General features: G+C 66.4%; 14 protein-coding genes. 4 read left to right on the plus strand and 10 right to left on the minus strand.

The features are described from left to right. Nucleotides 1–23 precede the first annotated feature (23 nt). The 3 genes from ccsB to NWF24_RS25585 all read right to left on the minus strand — a co-directional run bounded on the left by ccsB (nucleotide 24) and on the right by NWF24_RS25585 (nucleotide 4,317). Complete coding sequence (gene ccsB, locus NWF24_RS25575; protein WP_258350990.1) at nucleotides 24–1,340, minus strand: c-type cytochrome biogenesis protein CcsB; 1,317 nt, start codon at nucleotides 1,338–1,340, stop codon at nucleotides 24–26. Continuing rightward, complete coding sequence (locus NWF24_RS25580; RefSeq protein ID WP_258350991.1) at nucleotides 1,337–3,517, minus strand: cytochrome c biogenesis protein ResB; 2,181 nt, start codon at nucleotides 3,515–3,517, stop codon at nucleotides 1,337–1,339. The genes ccsB and NWF24_RS25580 overlap by 4 nt, the downstream gene beginning before the upstream one ends. Before the next feature lie 119 nt (nucleotides 3,518–3,636). After that, nucleotides 3,637–4,317 (minus strand): c-type cytochrome, encoded by a 681-nt coding sequence (locus tag NWF24_RS25585; RefSeq protein ID WP_093075895.1) that lies wholly within the window; start codon nucleotides 4,315–4,317, stop codon nucleotides 3,637–3,639. Nucleotides 4,318–4,389: 72 nt separating this feature from the next. Between NWF24_RS25585 and yihA the strand changes: the two genes are divergently transcribed. Together yihA and NWF24_RS25595 are read left to right on the plus strand one after the other, a co-directional pair. Then, nucleotides 4,390–5,139, plus strand: a complete 750-nt coding sequence (gene yihA / locus NWF24_RS25590; RefSeq protein ID WP_258350992.1) for a ribosome biogenesis GTP-binding protein YihA/YsxC — start codon at nucleotides 4,390–4,392, stop codon at nucleotides 5,137–5,139. An 85-nt stretch (nucleotides 5,140–5,224) separates the two neighbouring features. Beyond that, the gene (locus NWF24_RS25595; RefSeq protein WP_258350993.1) at nucleotides 5,225–6,139 is read left to right on the plus strand and encodes an alpha/beta fold hydrolase; all 915 of its coding nucleotides are present in this window, start codon (nucleotides 5,225–5,227) and stop codon (nucleotides 6,137–6,139) included. Here the strand turns inward: NWF24_RS25595 and NWF24_RS25600 are convergent. Together NWF24_RS25600 and NWF24_RS25605 are read right to left on the minus strand one after the other, a co-directional pair. Then, the gene (locus NWF24_RS25600) at nucleotides 6,133–7,017 is read right to left on the minus strand and encodes an LpxL/LpxP family acyltransferase (RefSeq protein ID WP_258350994.1); all 885 of its coding nucleotides are present in this window, start codon (nucleotides 7,015–7,017) and stop codon (nucleotides 6,133–6,135) included. The genes NWF24_RS25595 and NWF24_RS25600 overlap by 7 nt on opposite strands. Further along, on the minus strand, nucleotides 7,014–7,904 hold the full coding sequence (locus tag NWF24_RS25605; RefSeq protein WP_258350995.1) for a lysophospholipid acyltransferase family protein: 891 nt from the start codon (nucleotides 7,902–7,904) through the stop codon (nucleotides 7,014–7,016). Before NWF24_RS25605 ends, NWF24_RS25600 begins: the two co-directional genes overlap by 4 nt. 215 nt (nucleotides 7,905–8,119) lie before the next feature. Here NWF24_RS25605 and metK point away from each other — a divergent pair, with 215 nt between their 5' ends. After that, a complete protein-coding gene (gene metK, locus NWF24_RS25610; protein WP_258350996.1) occupies nucleotides 8,120–9,304 on the plus strand; it encodes a methionine adenosyltransferase in 1,185 nt (394 codons plus the stop codon). A 21-nt stretch (nucleotides 9,305–9,325) separates the two neighbouring features. Here metK and NWF24_RS25615 read toward each other — a convergent pair whose 3' ends face one another. The 4 genes from NWF24_RS25615 to NWF24_RS25630 form a co-directional block, all read right to left on the minus strand. Then, entirely contained in the window at nucleotides 9,326–11,464 is a 2,139-nt protein-coding gene (locus NWF24_RS25615; protein ID WP_258350997.1) for a TonB-dependent receptor, read from the minus strand. Nucleotides 11,465–11,527: 63 nt separating this feature from the next. After that, nucleotides 11,528–11,725: a hypothetical protein gene (locus tag NWF24_RS25620; protein WP_093048485.1), complete on the minus strand. Its 198-nt coding sequence runs from the start codon at nucleotides 11,723–11,725 to the stop codon at nucleotides 11,528–11,530. After that, a complete protein-coding gene (locus tag NWF24_RS25625; RefSeq protein ID WP_258350998.1) occupies nucleotides 11,722–12,918 on the minus strand; it encodes a PepSY-associated TM helix domain-containing protein in 1,197 nt (398 codons plus the stop codon). Before NWF24_RS25625 ends, NWF24_RS25620 begins: the two co-directional genes overlap by 4 nt. A gap of 30 nt (nucleotides 12,919–12,948) precedes the next feature. Further along, a complete protein-coding gene (locus NWF24_RS25630) occupies nucleotides 12,949–15,048 on the minus strand; it encodes a TonB-dependent siderophore receptor (protein ID WP_258350999.1) in 2,100 nt (699 codons plus the stop codon). A 181-nt stretch (nucleotides 15,049–15,229) separates the two neighbouring features. Between NWF24_RS25630 and NWF24_RS25635 the strand changes: the two genes are divergently transcribed. After that, complete coding sequence (locus NWF24_RS25635) at nucleotides 15,230–16,831, plus strand: phospholipase D family protein (protein ID WP_258351000.1); 1,602 nt, start codon at nucleotides 15,230–15,232, stop codon at nucleotides 16,829–16,831. Between the two features lie 12 nt (nucleotides 16,832–16,843). On the opposite strand, the gene NWF24_RS25640 is transcribed toward NWF24_RS25635, so the two are convergent. Next, complete coding sequence (locus NWF24_RS25640; RefSeq protein ID WP_258351001.1) at nucleotides 16,844–17,374, minus strand: RBBP9/YdeN family alpha/beta hydrolase; 531 nt, start codon at nucleotides 17,372–17,374, stop codon at nucleotides 16,844–16,846. Between the last annotated feature and the right edge of the window lie 85 nt (nucleotides 17,375–17,459).

Below are 17,459 nucleotides of genomic sequence, written 5' to 3' on the forward strand. Positions count from 1 at the left end.
CGCGAAAGACCGCAAGCTTGCGTCTACAGCGTGCCGTAGCTGTGCAACCCGCTCAGGAACATGTTCACGCCAAGGAAGGCGAAAGTGGTGACCGCCAGCCCGCCCAGCGCCCACCAGGCGGCCACGGTGCCGCGCAGGCCCTTCACGAGCCGCATGTGCAGCCAGGCCGCATAGTTGAGCCAGACGATCAGCGCCCAGGTTTCCTTCGGGTCCCAGCTCCAGTAGCCGCCCCAGGCGTCGGCAGCCCACAGGGCGCCCAGCACGGTGGCGATGGTGAAGAAGGCGAAGCCGACGGTGATCGACTTGTACATGACGTCGTCGAGCACATCGTTGGCCGGCAGGCGCGCCGCGATGCGCTTGCGCCCGAGCAGGATGCCCGCCGCAATCAGCGCCGAGATGCCCGCATAGACCACCCAGTAGCTGCCGCCGGCTTCCTGCACGCGCTGGCGGAATGCCACCGGCACGAAGCACAGCGCCACGCCCAGCAGCCAGATCGGCGTGAGCTTGTACCAGCGAGTCTCGTTGGCCTGCTCCTTGATGAGATAGGCGAAGGCGACCATGGCCGACAGCGCGAAGGTGCCGTAGCCGATGAAGTTGGCCGGCACGTGCAGCTTCATCCACCAACTCTGCAGCGCAGGCACCAGCGGCTGGATTTCATGTGCCTCGCGCACGATCGTGTACCAGAGCAGGAAGCCGACCGCCGCGCTCACCACCAGCATCACGAAGGCGCCGAGCGCACGCGTGTTGTAGCGCTCTTCGAAGTAGAGGTAGAACGCAGCCGTCAGCCAGCAGAACAGCACGAACACTTCGTACAGATTGCTGACCGGGATGTGGCCGATGTCCGGGCCGAGCAGGTGGCTTTCGTACCAGCGCACCATGGTGCCGATCAGCGCCATCGTGACGGCAGCCCAGGTCAGGCGCGAGCCGATCATGTCGAAGGTGTCCGACTGCTTGCCGCCGAAGAAGCCGAGCCAGTAGAACAGCGTGCCCATGAAGAACAGCATGCTCATCCAGAGGATGGCCGACTGGCTCGACAAAAAGTACTTGAGCCAGAACACCGTGTCGGCGCGCGCCAGGTCGCCCTGGTACGAGGCAATGGCCAGCAGCGACGCCGCGGCCACCACGATAGCCAGCACGCGCAGCGGCCGCCAGAACCAGCCGATGGAGATCATCGCGATCACCGCGGCAATGAGGATCGGCTTCTCGTAGTAGTCCATCGACCCCGCATAGCGCGCGAACGCGAACAGGCCGCCGGCCAGCACCAGCGCCGCGAACACCCAGTCGAACAGGTTGCGGCGCGAGAGCCAGCTTTCATTGAGCGTGAGGGTCGTGGTGTTCATGGTGTCTCGGGTTCTGTCTTGTTCAGGGCGAGCAACTTGCGTTTGAGGTGCTCGAATTCGCGGTCGCTGTCCATGGTCTTGCGATTGACCGAGAACGCCATCGTGGCGGCTGTCTCCAATTTGTCGCCGTCGGTCCCGTTGCCATCGGGCGTCAGCCACACCCAGAGGCGCCGCTCACGCACGTACAGCATGGCAAAAATCCCGACGATCAGCAACAGACAGCCCAGATAGACGACGTTCTTGCCAGGGGCGCGCGCCACCTGGAACACGCTGGCCTGCACCTGGGTGAAGTCGGTCATCATCATCGCGACAGGGGCCGGGTAGAAGTGCGCGTCGCTGATGGCCAGCACGGCCTGGGTCAGGTAGGCCTGCGACTTCTCGTCGTTCGGCAGCGCGGCCAGGCCGGCGCCTTCGCGGCTCAGGTTGAGCACTTCGAACAGCACATCGTTCAGGATGCGCACCAGCACGCCGCCTGCGCGCTCGCGCTCGGCCTCGGGCACGTTGACTTCCATGAACTCTGCAATCGCCTGCCAGCCGCCTACGGTGGTGGCGTCGGCCTTGGCACGCTCGCTGCCCGAGAACAGCGCCAGCGCGCGCGCGGCCGACACGCGCAGCTGCTCGGCCATTTCGGGGCGCTTGGGGTCGGTCGCCTTGGCGATGTAGCGCTCGATGGCGCGCGCGCGGGTGTCGGCGTCGCCGAGTGCGGCACGCATGCGCACGAAACCATCCATCGAGCCCTGCTCGTCGGCCGGCACGCGCAGGTAGCGGAACGGGTCTTCGGGCTTCTCGCGCATGCCGAGCAGGAACACCGGTTGGCCGTCGCCGGTGTCGACCGGCACCATGTAGTTTTGATATTCGCGCGCCTGGCCGGCGGCATCGCGCAGCTTGTAGCCGATGCTCGGGCCGATGTTGCGCAGCACCTTCGGCTTGTTGGTCTTGTTGGCGGCGCCCAGGCGCGATTCGATGTCGTGGCGCAGGTCGACCTTGCGCACGTCGGCGCCGCTGCCCATGACGCCGGCGTCGGCGAAGTTCTCGACGTTGATCACGCGCAGCGCGGCGTATTCGAGCGTGAGCTTGTCCTTGCCGTTGGTGATCTCGGTGCTCGGGCCGCCGATGATGCCTTCCACTTCGAAAGACTTGGCAGCGGCCGCCATCGGCACCGCCTTGAGCTTCACCTTGGAGCCGCCATCATCGAAGCTCGACTGGTAGATCTCCACGCCCTTGTAGCTGGCCGGGTGGTTGACCTCGATGCGCGCAGGCACCTGCTCGCCGGTCTCGCGGTCGTGCAGCACCACCTCGCTTGCAAAGAGTTTGGGCATACCGGTCGAGTAGTAGTCGACGATGAACTTCTTCAGCTCGATTGAGAACGGCAGCTCCTGCAGCAGCACGCCGTCGGATTGGTTCAGGATGGCCACGCTGCCCTGCCCGCCCTCGGGCACGAGGATGTTGCCGCGGAAGGTCGGGTTGCTGGCGGACAGGCGGTGCTCCGGCGCCACGTCAGCGATCATGCCGCCGCCGGTGAACACGCTCTTGCCGTTGAACCAGGTCTGCGCGCGCACCACGAGATCGCCGTCGAGCAGGCCGCCGATGCACACCAGCACGATCGCGCTGTGGGCCGCGATGTAACCGAGCTTGTGGGCGCCGCCGGCACGCGCCGCGACCATCCAGCCCGCGGAAGTCGGTCGGCTGCCGTCGACAGCCTCGCGCTGCTGCAGCTTGACCTTCCAGCCGCCGCTCACCAGCAGTTGCCCGATGCGGTTGGCCGCCGCTTCGGGCGTTTCACCGAGCCGGTTCTCCGCGCGTTGGCCGAAGGCCTTCAGGCTCTGCGCACGGATGTCTTCCTTGAAGGTCTTGAGGTCGACCAGGATGCGCGGCGTGTTGCGCGCAATGCACAGCGTGGTGCTGATCACGAGGAACAGCAGGATCAGCAGGAACCACCAGGCGCTGTAGATCGAGTCGAGCCGCGCCGCGCGGAACAGCTCGGCCCAGAACGGCCCGAACTGGTTGATGTAGTTGTTGATCGGCTCGTGCTGCTTGAGCACGGTGCCGATGATCGATGCGATGCAGATGATGGTGAGCAGCGCGATCGCGAAGCGCATCGACGAAAACAGCTCCACCGCAGCACGAAGCATCTGCGGGCCGCGATGAACGCGAAGGCCATGGGTGGAGACGGACATCGGGCGAAGGTAAGGGAAGAAGGGAAAAAAGCAAAAAGGCGGGCCATCCTGCTGGATCGGCCCGCCCTTTGTTTGGGGTTGTTGTCGGCGGTTAGTTCACGCTCTGGAGCGCATCGTCATCAGCGCAAGCCGGCAATGTAGTCCGCCACGGCGGCAATTTCGCGGTCGTTGAGCTTGGCAGCGACGCCGGTCATGGGGCCGCTGTTGGTGCGCACGGGAGTGCCGTCGCCGCGGAAGGCCTTGAGCTGGGCCACGGTGTAGTCGGCGTTCTGGCCGCCCAGGCGCGGGTATTGAGCGGGCAAGCCGGCGCCGTTGGGGCTGTGGCAGCCGGCGCAGGCGGGGATGGAGCGCTCACCGATACCGCCGCGGTAGATCTTCTCGCCCAAGGCCACGGTGTCCTTGCTCTTCGAGAAGCCGGTCTTGACCTTCTTCGAAGCCACGAACCATGCGATGTCGCGCATGTCCTGGTCGCTGAGGTTCGCAGCCATGGGACTCATGACGCTGTTCTTGCGCTTGCCGGACTTGAAGTCTTCCAGCTGCTTGAGGATGTATTCGGGATGCTGTTGTGCCAGCTTGGGATTGGCCGCGATGGTCGAGTTGCCGTCGGCGTTGTGGCATGACGCGCAGCTCTGCACCGTTGGAGTGCTCGCATTGAACAGCGTGTCCCCCTTGGCGGGGTCCGGCTTGGCCGGTTTTGCAGGCGCCGCGGCCGGAGCAGCCGCGTGTTCATCGGCTGCAAAACTCGCGCTGGATGCGATGCCCACGAGGGCTGCAAGCAGAATATTGGCAAACAACTTCATATCGGGGGCTTCGAATTTATGGCGCAAAACCTCACGATTCTACAATGTGGGTCTTGTTTCGAAAGTCCGTAGATGCCCTCCCCGCGCGCCAAGCCCGCTGCCTATCCTCCCCGCGCGGCCCCCGCCGCGGACCCCCAGGTCGCTGAACGCGAGCGCGTTGCGCTCGGCTGGCTGCACACCGCCCACTTCCTCACCAGCGCCCCCCAGCTGGAGCATCTGCCCCCCGTCGACCTGCCCGAGATCGCCTTCGTCGGCCGCTCCAACGCAGGCAAGTCGACCGCCATCAACACACTCACGCAGCAGACGCGCCTGGCCTTCGCCTCCAAGACACCGGGCCGCACGCAGCACATCAACCTGTTCGGCATCGGCAAGCAGAAGGTCGACGACGCGGTGCTGGCCGACCTGCCCGGCTACGGCTATGCGGCCGTGCCGCGCGAGGCCAAGCTGCGCTGGCAGCGCGTGATGGGCAACTACCTGATGACGCGCGAAAGCCTGCGCGGCGTGGTGCTGATGTGCGACCCGCGCCACGGCCTGACCGAGCTCGACGAGATCCTGCTCGACGTGATCCGCCCGCGCGTGGAGCAGGGCCTCAAGTTCCTTGTGCTGCTGACCAAGTCCGACAAGCTCACTCGCAGCGAAGCCGCCAAGGTGCTGTCCATTACGCGACTGAACGCCGGCGGCGGCGAGGTGAAACTGTTCTCGGCTTTGAAGAAGCAGGGCGTTGGCGAAGCAGCCGAACTGCTGTGGCGCTGGGTGCATCCGGATGGGGCTGCCGTACCGGCAACGCCACCGGAGCCACCGGCTGAGCCAGAAGAGGCCTGATCACAAAACAGGCTGTACCGACCGTCCCATCTGCGCAGTTCACTATCAAAACAATAGCGACAGTCAACCCAAGGAGACAAGAAGCATGATCGAGACCTTCCAACGCAGCCTGCCCAACGGCACCACCCTGAGCTGCCGCGCCGCCGGCAAGCCGGGCCAGCCGCTGATGGTGTTCCTCCACGGCTTCCCGGAGGCCGCGTTCATCTGGGACGAACTGCTCGAATACTTCGCAGACCCCGCCCACGGCGGCTACCGCTGCGTGGCGCCCAACCTGCGCGGCTTCGAAAAGTCGAGCGCGCCGACGGAAGTAGCGGCCTACAAGGCTCACCTGCTGATCCAGGACATCCAGCAGCTCGTCGCGACCGAAAGCGCCGACGGCACGATGGCCGCGCTGGTGGCCCACGACTGGGGCGGCGCCTTTGCCTGGGGCTATGCCAACGCATTCCCGCAGCAGGTCGGCAAGCTGGTCATCATCAATTCGCCGCACCCAGGCACCTTCACCCGCGAACTGCGCAACAGCCCGGAGCAGCAGCAAGCGAGCGCCTACATGAACTTCCTCGCGCGCCCCGACGCCGAGGGGCTGCTCGCGGCCGACGACTTCAAGCGCATGTGGCCCTTCTTCCTGCTGATGAAGGCCGGCCCCGACGGCTTCGGCTGGCTCACCGAAGAGGTGAAGCAGAAGTACCGCGAGGTCTGGGGCGCGGGCCTCACGGGCGCTTGCAACCTCTACCGCGTGACGCCGATGAAGCCGCCGCTGCCGGGCCAGACCATCGACGGCATTCCCGTGCTGCCACGCGAACGGCTCACGGTGGACGTGCCGACCTTCGTGTTCTGGGCGCTCGACGACGCGGCGCTGCTGCCCGGACTGCTCGAAGGGCTGGAAGACTACGTGCCGAAGCTCGAAGTGAAGAAGGTGCCGAACGCGACCCACTGGATCGTGCACGAGCAGCCGCAGCTGGTTGCCCGCGAGATCGAGGGCTTCCTGCAGCGCAATCAGTAAATCGGCGGCTCGCCCTCCGGGCGGGTCTTGAACCGGCGATGCACCCAGTAGTACTGGGCAGGCATCGTGTCGATGTAGCCCTGCAGCCGCGTGTTCATGAGCGTCGTGTCGGCCTCGACGTCGTCGGTCGGGAAGTTTTGCCAGGTCGGCAGGATCTCGATCTCGTAGCCCCCGGGCGTGAGCTTCGACACCACCGGCACAACCTTGGCCTTGCCCAGCCGCGCGAATCGCGACAGCGAGGGCACGGTGGCCGCCTGCACGCCGTAGAACGGCACAAAAATGGTCTGGTCACGCCCGAAGTCCATGTCGGGCAGCAGGTACAGCAGGCCGCCCTTGCGCAGGCCCTGCAGCACCGGCTTGATGCCGTCCACCCGGTTGAGCGCCGCCACGTCGCCGAAGCGGGTGCGGCCTTCGCGGATCCAGGCGTCGACCATCGGGTCACGCTGGGTCGTGTAGATGGTGGCCGAAGGGCGCGCCGTGTGCATGGTCAGCGCGGTGGCCGCGGCGTCGAGGCCATAGAAATGCGGTGCGAACAGGATCATTGGCTCATCGCCGTCGGCGATCTCGCGGATCTCCGAAGCGGCCCCGACCACCTTGAGCCGGCTCGACACCACCTTTTCGGGCGCATGCCATAGCCAGCTGCGGTCCAGCCAGGACTGCGCCACGTAGACGAAGGTCTGGCGCGCGATGGCGCGCCGCTCGGCCTCCGATTTCTCGGGGAAGCAGACCGCCAGGTTGGTGTCGACCACGCGCCGCCGCGGCACGGCGACGGTGTGGAGGATGCGGCCGAGGAACGCGCCGAAGCCGCGCACGAGCGGCAACGGCAGCGGCGCGATCACGCGCATGAAGCCGATGCCGAGTCGGGAACCGAGGCTCATGCGGCCTCCCCGGCAGCGGCGGCCACGCGCTCGGCGCGCGGCTCCTTGTAGCGGGCGTAGTCCCAGACGTACTGGCCCGGCAGGCTGTGGATCAGCCGGCCGATGGCGTCGTTCATGGCAGCCGACGCGTCCTCGATGGAAGCCGACGGGTCGGTCAGCGCCGTGCCGACGATGGGTTCGAAGCGGATCACGTAGCCCGCGCCATTCGGCAGGCGCTCGCACACGCTGAGGAAGCAGGCCGCGCCGGTCTGTTGCGCAAGGCGGGGAAGCAGGGTCATGGTGTAGGCCGGACGCCCCAGGAACGGCGCCCACACGCCCTGCCCCAATGGCGGCACCTGGTCGGGCAGGATGCCGGTGTAGCCCCCGCCGCGCAGCGTGCGGATCAGGCCGCGCACGCCGCTGTTGTTGGTGGGCAGCGTCTGCAGGCCGGGCCGATCGCGCGAACCGGCGGCGATCAGATCGGCCATCCATTTCTTGCGCGCGGGGCGAAACAGCGCCGTGATCGGGCCATAGGCGGAAAGAAAGCGCTCGCCGATGGCCTGGCCGCACATCTCCCAGCTGCCGAGGTGCGGCGCGACCAGGATCACGCCCTTTTTGGCCTGCATGGCCGCCTCGAAGGCCTCGACGCCTTCCCAGCGCACCACGCGGTGCAGCACGGTCTGGCCCTGTGGGCGCAGCCAGAGCCAGGGGAGCTCGGAAGCCATCTTGCCGGCGGCGGCAATGGCGGGACGGTACTGGTCGGGGACGAAGCCCGCGCTCTCGGCATTGGCCTTGAAGCGGCGGCGGTAGTCCGGCGCGCTCCACCAGACCAGCCAGCCCAGCATGGCGCCGAGTCGATGCATCAACGGCATCGGCACGCGGGCAAGCAGGCGGAACAGGGTGATCATTGAAAAACGGGGGGGTCAAAAAACGGACGCGCGCGCATGGTATTGCGCGGCTCGAATAGAATGCAAATTGTCGCCGAGTTACGGAACAACTTGCAGGGCGACAAACACAAGCGCGAAGCGATTGTGCCCCGGCCGATTCATCGGCATCTGCTAAAGCGTTCGCCATGGCTCCGCAGAGTTGGCAACGCGCCAACCACTTCAAGGAGTTTGAACAAATGGCGAACGATTTCCTCTTCACTTCCGAATCGGTTTCCGAAGGCCACCCCGACAAGGTAGCCGACCAGATCTCGGACGCAATCCTTGACGCGATCTTCGAGCAGGACCCCCGCAGCCGCGTGGCCGCCGAGACGCTGACCAACACCGGCCTGGTCGTGCTAGCCGGCGAAATCACGACCAACGCGCACGTCGACTACATCCAGGTGGCGCGCGACACCATCAAGCGCATCGGCTACGACAACACCGAGTACGGCATCGACTACAAGGGTTGCGCCGTGATGGTCTGCTACGACAAGCAGTCCAACGACATCGCCCAGGGCGTGGACCACGCGAGCGACGACCACCTGAACACCGGTGCCGGCGACCAGGGCCTGATGTTCGGCTACGCCTGCGACGAAACGCCCGAGCTGATGCCCGCGCCCATCTACTACGCGCACCGCCTCGTCGAGCGCCAGGCCCAGTTGCGCAAGGACGGCCGCCTGCCCTTCCTGCGCCCCGACGCCAAGAGCCAGGTGACGATGCGCTACGTGGACGGCAAGCCGCACAGCATCGACACCGTGGTGCTCTCCACCCAGCACAGCCCCGACCAGAGCGAAACCTCGACCAAGATGAAGGCCTCGTTCAACGAAGCCATCATCGAGGAGATCATCAAGCCCGTACTGCCCAAGGAGTGGCTCAAGGAAACGCGCTACCTGATCAACCCGACCGGCCGCTTCGTCATCGGCGGCCCGCAGGGCGACTGCGGCCTCACCGGCCGCAAGATCATCGTCGACACCTACGGCGGCGCCTGCCCGCACGGCGGCGGTGCGTTCTCCGGCAAGGACCCGTCGAAGGTCGACCGCTCGGCCGCCTACGCCGCGCGCTATGTGGCCAAGAACATCGTGGCCGCCGGCATCGCGCGCCAGTGCCAGATCCAGGTGGCATACGCCATCGGCGTGGCCGAGCCGATGAACATCACGGTCTACACCGAAGGCACCGGCGTGATCCCCGACGACAAGATCGCCGAACTCGTGCGCGAGCACTTCGACCTGCGTCCGAAGGGCATCATCCAGATGCTCGACCTGCTGCGCCCGATCTACCAGAAGACCGCCGCCTACGGCCACTTTGGCCGCGAAGAGCCCGAGTTCACCTGGGAAGCGACGACGCAGGCGCCCGCCCTGCGCGCGGCTGCCGGCCTCAAGTAAGAAGCGACAAGTGGCGGTGGGTCAGAAGCGGTAAGCGCCGCTCAAGCCCACCGTCCAGTTACGGCCCGGCGCAGGCTCGTAATAGCGCGCATTGCCCTCGTTGACGATGACCGAGCCCACGTAGCGCCGGTCGAACAGATTGTCGACACGCGCAAAGGCGTTGAACTCCCAACGCTCCCATTTCGTCAGGTAGCCCGCATACACCGCCGCGACGGCATAGCCCGGCCCGCTTGCGGTGTTGACGTCGTTGGCCTGCATGCGGCCCAGCGCACGCATCTCGACGCCGGCGCGCCAGCCCTCGGGCGGCACCCACCCCAGCGATGCAAACAGCGATTGCCGTGCAATACCCGGAATGCGATTGCCCGCCGCCACGGTGTTCGCAGTCGCACACGGAGACGGCGAACAGAAGGCATCGCGGTACGTCGCATCCAGCCACGTGTAGGCCAGTTGCGTGCGCCAGTGATTCGCGGTCTCGTGCTGCCAGCCCAGCTCGAAGCCGTTGCGCCTGGTGCGGCCCGCGTTCTGGAAAGTGGCGCGGCCGCCGACGTTGGTGTCCGTGACGATCTCGTCGCGCGTGCGGGTCTGGAACAGCGCCGCCGTCAGCAGGCCACCGGCAAGCCGCGCCTTGGCTCCGATCTCGATGCTGTCGTTCACCGAAGGCCGCAGCGCAAAGTTGAGCCCGCTCGCACCGTTCGCCCGATAAGAAAGCTCGTTCAGCGTCGGCGTCTCAAAGCCGCGTCCGATGGAGCCGTACAGCGCGAGGTCCGGCGTCGCCTGGTAGCGCAGCGAGGCCACCGGCAGCGTCTTGCTGTAGCGCGCGCTGCCGCTGTCGTCGCGGTTCGCCCCGACGATGTAGCGGTCCTGCGAGTTGAAATGCACGCTGCTGCGGCGCACGCCGGCTTCCAGCGTCCAACGGTCGGCGAAACGCCAGGTAGCTTGCGCGTAAGGATCGAGGTTCCAGGCCTCGTTGAGCTCGTTGCGCCTGAGCCGCCCCTGCACGCCGAGCACCGGCGCTGAAACTGGCCCGAGGTAGTTCTCGTAGCCGCGCCGCTTTTCGCGCAGGCTGTCGTAGGCCAGGCCCGCCACCACGTCGAGTGGTCGGTCGGCCAGCGTGAGCGCGGCGTTCCAGCGCAGGTCAACGCCGCCATACTGCCGCGACAGGTCGATCACGCCGCCCGCATGCAGCGGGTTCTGCTGCGCAGATGGCGGGATCGACTGGAACTGCGTGGTCTTGCGCTCGCCGCCGTAGACCATGAGGCGCAGCCCCTGCGTCGCGTCGATGCGGTGCTCATAGAGCAGGCCGGCCTGCGTCTGTTCGACGGTCTTGCGGGTGTTGTACTGCGTGGCCAGCGGGGCGTTGCGCGGCGCCAGCGCGTACTGGTCGGCCGTGAGGCCCAGCGGGTCCTGCGCGTCGATGCGCACGCTGTTGAAGATCAGCGTCAGCTTGTCGCCGTTGTCCAGCGCAATGCCGAGCTTGCCATTGGCGATGTCGCGCCGCGCCGCGCTGTGCTCGCGCCAGCCGTCGGTGTGAAAGCGGCTCGCGTCGAGCAGATAGTCCACCGCCCCCTGCGATCCGCTCAATTGCAGCGACTGCCGCCAGGTGCCAAAGCTGCCACCCGCGAGCGAGTACGCCAGCCGCGGTGCACCCTCGCCCGAAGCAGTGAAGGCCTGCACCACGCCGCCCGACGAATTGCCGTAGAGCGCCGAGAACGGCCCGCGCAGCACTTCGACCCGGTCCAGCGAGCCGATGTCGATGTTCGAAGTCTGCCCCTGGCCGTCAGGCAAGGTCGCGGGAATGCCATCGACATACAGCCGCACGCCACGCACGCCGAAGGTCGAGCGCGCACCGAAACCGCGAATGGAAAGTTGCAGGTCTTGCGCGTAGTTCAGCCGGTTCTGCACCTGCAGCCCCGGCACCGCGCCGAGGCTTTCCGAAAGATTGACCTGCAGGCGGCTGCCGCGCATCTCGTCGCCGTCGACGCGGTCGACCGAGCCTGGCACGTTGAAAGGCGCGACTTCGCCGCGTGGCGTGGAGACGGTGATCTCGCGCAGACGCGCGCCGCTGGTGTCAGGATCGCCCGAAGGCTCCTGCTGGGCCTGCGCGGCCAGCGGAACACCCAGCAAGAGAAGGCAGGCGGCGGCAACGGGCGCAGGTTTCATCGCGCCGATTCTGCTTCGGCACGCCAGCTACGCGTGTCGCGGTGGCGCGACTCTCAGGGAAAACTAGCGCTCCGGCGCCTTGCGCCAGCCATACCAGGCGCCCACCACGCACGGAATGCCCAGTGCGATCCAGGCCAGGATGTCGCCCAGCCCGCCATCGCTGAAAAGTGCCGAGATCAGTCCGAAGGTCGTCAGCAGGCCGAGCACGATCGGCCAGCCCCACATGCGCCAGAAGCTTTGATGATGTTGATGCGGCTTCATGCCTGAACCTTCATCGCCGGAGCCGGCTCGCCCTGCGGGGCGGCGGGCGGCACATGCTGCTCATGCGCCGCAGCCGTCTTCTTGCTGGACGCGGGCACCGGGTTGCCCCGCTTGAGCCACAGATACAGCCCGCTGCCCAGCACGATGATCGTCGCAATGTCGAGCAGCGCCCAGATGATCTGCATCGGCATGCCGCCGTAGTCGCCGAAGTGCAGCGGCTGCGACACCAGCAGCGCCCAGAGGTACCAGGGCAGCTTCGGCGACGCGGTCACCTCCGCCGTCTTGGCGTCGACCAGCACCGGCTGGAAGAGCTTCGAGGTGAAGGGCTCGTTGCCGCGCAGGAAGAAGGTGGTGTGATGCGGGCTCGAGAACGATGTGCCCGGGAACGCGATGAACGACAGCTTCGTGCCGGGCGCCTTCTGCATCGCGGCGTCCATCGAGCGCTGCACCGAGCCGCGTTCGTTCACCGCCACGATGGGCTCGTTCTTGTAGGGCGTCATGAGCGCGCTGAGCTGGTCGTACTGCCAGTACTTGATGAGCAGGTCGGCCCACGTGTTGATCATGCCGGTGGCGCCCACCACGAACACCCACACCAGCGTGACGATGCCCAGCAGGTTGTGCAGGTCGAGCCACTTCAGGCGCGGCCGCTTCTCGCGCCGCACCGTGCCGAAGTCGAGCTTGCGCATGAACGGCGAATACAGCACCACGCCCGAGACAACGGCCACCAGCAGCAGCAGGCCCATGAGGCCGAGGAACAGCTTGCCCGGCAGTCCCGCGAAGAGGTCGACGTGCAGCTTGAACATCACGTACATGAAGCCTTCGTCGAACTTCGGCTGCGCGAGCACCTCGCCCGTGCGCGCATCGACCGCGACCGACTTGAAGTCGTCCGTGGCTTCCGGCGTGGGCGTGAGCGTGACGAACCACAGGCCGTCGTCGTCCTCGGGCTGCGAGGCGAACTGCACCACGCGGTCGGGGTGCTTCGCCTTCGCGATGTCGAGCACGCGGTCGAGGCTGATGTGCGGCGTGCCCGCCGGCATCTTCGGCGCCTCTACCTCGGTGCCCAGCAGGTGGCCGATCTCGTGGTGGAAGATCAGCGGCAGCCCCGTGATGCACAGCAGCAGCATGAACACCGTGCACACGAGGCTGCTCCACTTGTGCACCCAGGCCCAGGTCTTGATCTTTCGGCTGTTCATGTCGTGGTGGCTCTGATGGAGAAAGGGATTCTAGAAACGGTAGGTGGCGCTTGCGACGATGTTGCGGCGCGAGCCGTACCAGCAGTCACCACGCGACAGGCAGGTACTGAAGTAGACCTTGTCCGTCAGATTGTTGATGTTGAGCGCATAGCGCCAGGCGGCGGTTTCGTAGGCGAACACGAGGTCGGCCAGCGCAACGCCCGGTATGCGCGGGCCCACGCCCGACTGCATGTCGCGGAACGAGCTCATCATGCGCAAGCCTGCGCCGGCCGAGAAGCCGTTCACGCCGCCAACCGAGAACTTGTACTTGGCCCAGACGCTCGCCTGGTGCTTGGGCAGGCCCTCGATCAGTGCGTCGGCGTCGGTGTAGTTGTAGTGGGCGATGAGGTCGAGGTTCGGGCCGATCGAGCCCTTGGCCTCCAGCTCCACGCCGCGGGTCTTGGTTTCGCCGAGCTGCGTGAACACCTTGAGCTGCGGCTCGCTGATCTGGTTCTTCTCGCGCAGGTCGTACACCGCGGCGCTGAAGGCCAGGGCGCGGTCCTTGGGCTCGTACTTCACGCCCACTTCCCACTGCTCGCCGCGCAGCGGCTTGAAGAGGCGGCCCTCGCGCGCGGCCTGGGGCGTGAACGACTCGCTGTAGCTCACATACGGCGACCAGCCCGAGGGCGAGGCATACATCAGGCCGAAGCGCTTGGTGGTGGCGCTGCTTTTCTCGTCGTCGCTGCCCGCAGCGCTGGACACCGCCCTGTCGTGGCGAAGGCCCGCCACGAAGATCCAGTTGTCGAGCTTCATCTGGTCTTGCAGATAGACGCCCGTCTGGCGCTGGCGGGTGCGCGGCCGCGCGTCGCGCACGGGCTCGTCGAGATGGCCGTAGACCGGCGCATAGATGTCGATGGTGTCGAAAGTCGTTCCGACCCAGACGTTCTCGCGCTGGCGTGCGAAGTCCGCGCCCACAAGCAGCGTGTGCTTCAAGGCGCCGGTCTGGAAGTGGCCCTCGACGTGGTTGTCGAGCGTCTGCGTGCGGTTGCGCGTGAGCGAGCTGTCGTAGTAGCGGCCCAGCACGCGCTTGAAGATCGGGTCGGTGGCATCCCAGCTTTCGGCCCCCGCGAACGCGCCGCCGTAGTGGTAGCGGTTGTCGTTTTCGTTGCGCGCGTAGCGGAAGTTCTGGCGCAGCGTCCAGCTGTCGTTGAACTTGTGCTCGAACTGCCAGCCGAAGGTCTTGCGCTCGCTGTCGTAGTAGTCACCCGGCTCGCCGATGAAGCGGCTGGTCGGCACGCGGCCGTTCGGGTTGGGCAGCAGCGTGCCCTGCCACGGCAGGAACTGCGAACTGCTGCCACTCTTGTCCTTCTGCCAGAGACCTTGCAACGTCAGCGAGGTCATGGCGTTGGGCCGCCAAGTGAGCGAAGGCGCGATCACGCTGCGGTCGTCGGGCACGTAGTCGACCTGCGTGTCGGACTTGCGCTGCAGCGCGATCAGGCGGTACGACAGGGTGCCATCAGCGTTGAGCGGACCGGTGAGATCGGCCTGAATCTGCTTGCGGCCGAAGCTGCCGAACTGCACGCCCACTTCGCGCTGGGCCTCCTGCAGCGGGCGCTTGCTGACCATGTTGACCACGCCGGCGGCCGTGCCCGCGCCGAACAGCATGCCCGAGGGACCGCGCAGCACCTCGAGCCGCTCCAGCGTGTAGGGCTCGGTGCGGGTGGTGCTGGTGTAGTAACCGTAGGCTTGGCGAAGGCCGTCGAGGTAGACGTCGGGGGTGGAGCCTCGCACCCGCACGGAGTCGGTTCGCGAATCGAGGCCGTAGGCGTCGGAGCGCACGCCGGCCGCGTAGTTGAGCGCGTCCTGCACGTTGATCGCGCCCTGGTCGACCATCTGGTCGCGCGTGATCACCGTCACGGACTGGGGCGTTTCCGACAGCGGCGTGTCGGTCTTGGTGGCGGTGACCGCGTTTTTCGCGCGGTAGCCGATCACCGGCGTGGTCGCCGTCTCGGCTTCGGCATTCGCGTCGACCCGCACTTCGGGCAGCGAGCCCGCATTTGTCGTCTGGGCCAGCACCTGGTGCTGTGTGGAAATCGCCAGGCACCCCATCAGCACCGATGCAGCCTTGCGCCGCGCCACCAACCTCTTCATTCCTGCTCCACTCCTCATAATTTGATTAATACGAACGATTCGCATTTTAGTCGTGACAAATTTCCGCTTCCTCCAATCACCGCCCTGAGTGAAGGGCGTTGCGTTGCGAAATTGCGTCTTCGGGTTAGGAGTGAACCGGCTACGATGCCGCCCGCACGCTTCCCGTGCGTTGGCAGCCCTCATGCTCAAGCTCATTGCCTTTCTGTTTCCCGCGCTGCGCGGTCCGGCTTTGCGGCTGATGGTCCTTGCGACTGCCATTGCGCTGACCGGCTGCGCCGGCCTCCCGCCGCGCACGCCCGAACCGCCAACGCTGGCCATTGCGGCCTCGCCCGCCACCGAGCTCGGCCGCGCGGCCGTCAGCCTCAACTCCCCGCCCGACGGCCTGACCAGCATGCGGCCGCTGATCGAAGCCTCCTTCGCGCTCGATGCACGGCTGGAGCTGATGCGGCGCGCCAAGTCGTCGCTCGACATCCAGACCTACCAGCTCGGCAACGACAAGACCGGTCGCCTGCTGCTGCGCGAAATGCGCAATGCCGCCCGGCGCGGCGTGCGCGTGCGGCTGCTGCTCGACGACTTCTACACGGCCGGCATGGACCGCCTGCTGCTGGGCCTGGCCGCCGAGCCCAATGCCGAGATCCGGCTGTTCAACCCCTTCGTGAATGCGCGCGACCATTCGTCGGGGCGCTGGCTGGAGTTCTTCTCCGACTTCCGTCGCCTCAACCACCGCATGCACAACAAGCTGTTCGTGGCCGACGGCGCCATGGCCATCGCGGGCGGCCGCAACCTGGCCGACGAATACTTCCTGCGCAGCGAGAGCGCGAACTTCATCGATTTCGAGGTGCTGCTGGCCGGCCCGGTTGTCCCCGAATCCGCCGCCATCTTCGACACCTACTGGAATAGCGACGTGGTCTACCCCCTGCAAAGGGTGGCCAGCACCAGCCGCACGCCGCAGCAGCTCAAAACCGACTTCGAGGAAGCGACCTCCCCCACCCACGCGCCGCCGCCCGACCCGCTGGCCGCCACCGACCTGCTCGGCGACCCGCCACTGGCCGCCCAGCTTGCCAACATCGACGAGGCCAAGTGGATGCGCGCCGAGGCCCATGCTTCCGCCGACAGCCCCAACAAGGCGCTGGGCGTCATGGCGCATCCCACGGAGTCGCTGGCGCAGCGCTTTCACGAAATGCTGGCCACGGCCCAGTCGAACGTGGTGGTGATCTCGCCCTACTTCATTCCAGGCGACGAGGGCATGGAGCGCATCCGCATGGGCCGCGACCACGGCGTGAACATCACCGTCATCACCAATTCGCTGGCCGACAGCGACGAGCCGCTGGTCAACATCAACTACAACCGCTACCGCGTCGACATGCTCAAGCTGGGCGTGAACCTGTACGAGGTCAGCACCCAGCAGTTGCGGCGCAGCGGCCAGTTCCGCGACCTGCTCAAGAAGGCGCGCGGCCGCCTGCACGCCAAGCTGGCGCTGGTCGACCGGCAGTGGGTGCTGCTCGGCTCGATGAACCTCGACCCACGCTCCGCCCGGCTGAACACCGAGTTCGGCGTGCGCGTGCGCAGCTTCGACCTGACGCAGGCACTGCTCTTCGCCTACCAGCTCGACGACATCGAGGGCGTCTATCGCGTCACGCTCAAGCCCGATGGCCAGAACGTGCAATGGGTCGGCACCGGCGACGTCGACAACGAGGTGCTCGACAGCGAGCCGGACTCGAGCATGCTGACGCGGCTGCAGCTGCTGCTGTTCTCGTGGTTCGTGCCCACGGACCAGCTGTAGGCAGCGCCCGGTTCAGAGCAAGCGCTGCAGCAGGCGGCAGCCCTCGGGCCAGTCGCCGAGGCCGCTGGCAGCGTTGATGTGCCCAAGCGCCCCCACCTCGACTAACTCACTGCCCCAGGCGCGTGCGCGCTCGCTCGCGTAAGCCGTGCTGCCATACGGATCGTCATTGCTGGCGACCACGATGCTCGGGAACGGCAGCCGGGCGGACGGCAGTGGCTCGAACCCCAGCGACGTTTCCGCCGGATAGGCAGCCGCCTGAGGGTCGGGGACTGCGACGAGCAATGCGCCTCGAATCCGGGGCGTGCACCGCATCGCCCAATGCACCACGGCCAGGCAGCCCAGGCTGTGCGCCACGACCACGAGATCGCTGCCCAACCCGCCAGCCTGCTGCTCCAGCGCCGAGACCCAGTCGTCGCAAACCGCCCGATCCCAGTCATCGACCTGCAACCGGAGCCATTCCGGTCGAGTCGACTGCCAGATGCTCTGCCAATGCGCAGGGCCTGAATTGCCGTGCCCAGGCACGACAAAGACTGGATTTTTCATTCGCGGTTCTCCCGTTGAGCGATGCGCTTCAGTCTATGAAGCGCGACACCTCAGCCGGAAGAGCAAGGCATTCGAAGGCGCAGCC

Source organism: Variovorax paradoxus (genome assembly GCF_024734665.1).
GTDB lineage: Bacteria > Pseudomonadota > Gammaproteobacteria > Burkholderiales > Burkholderiaceae_C > Variovorax.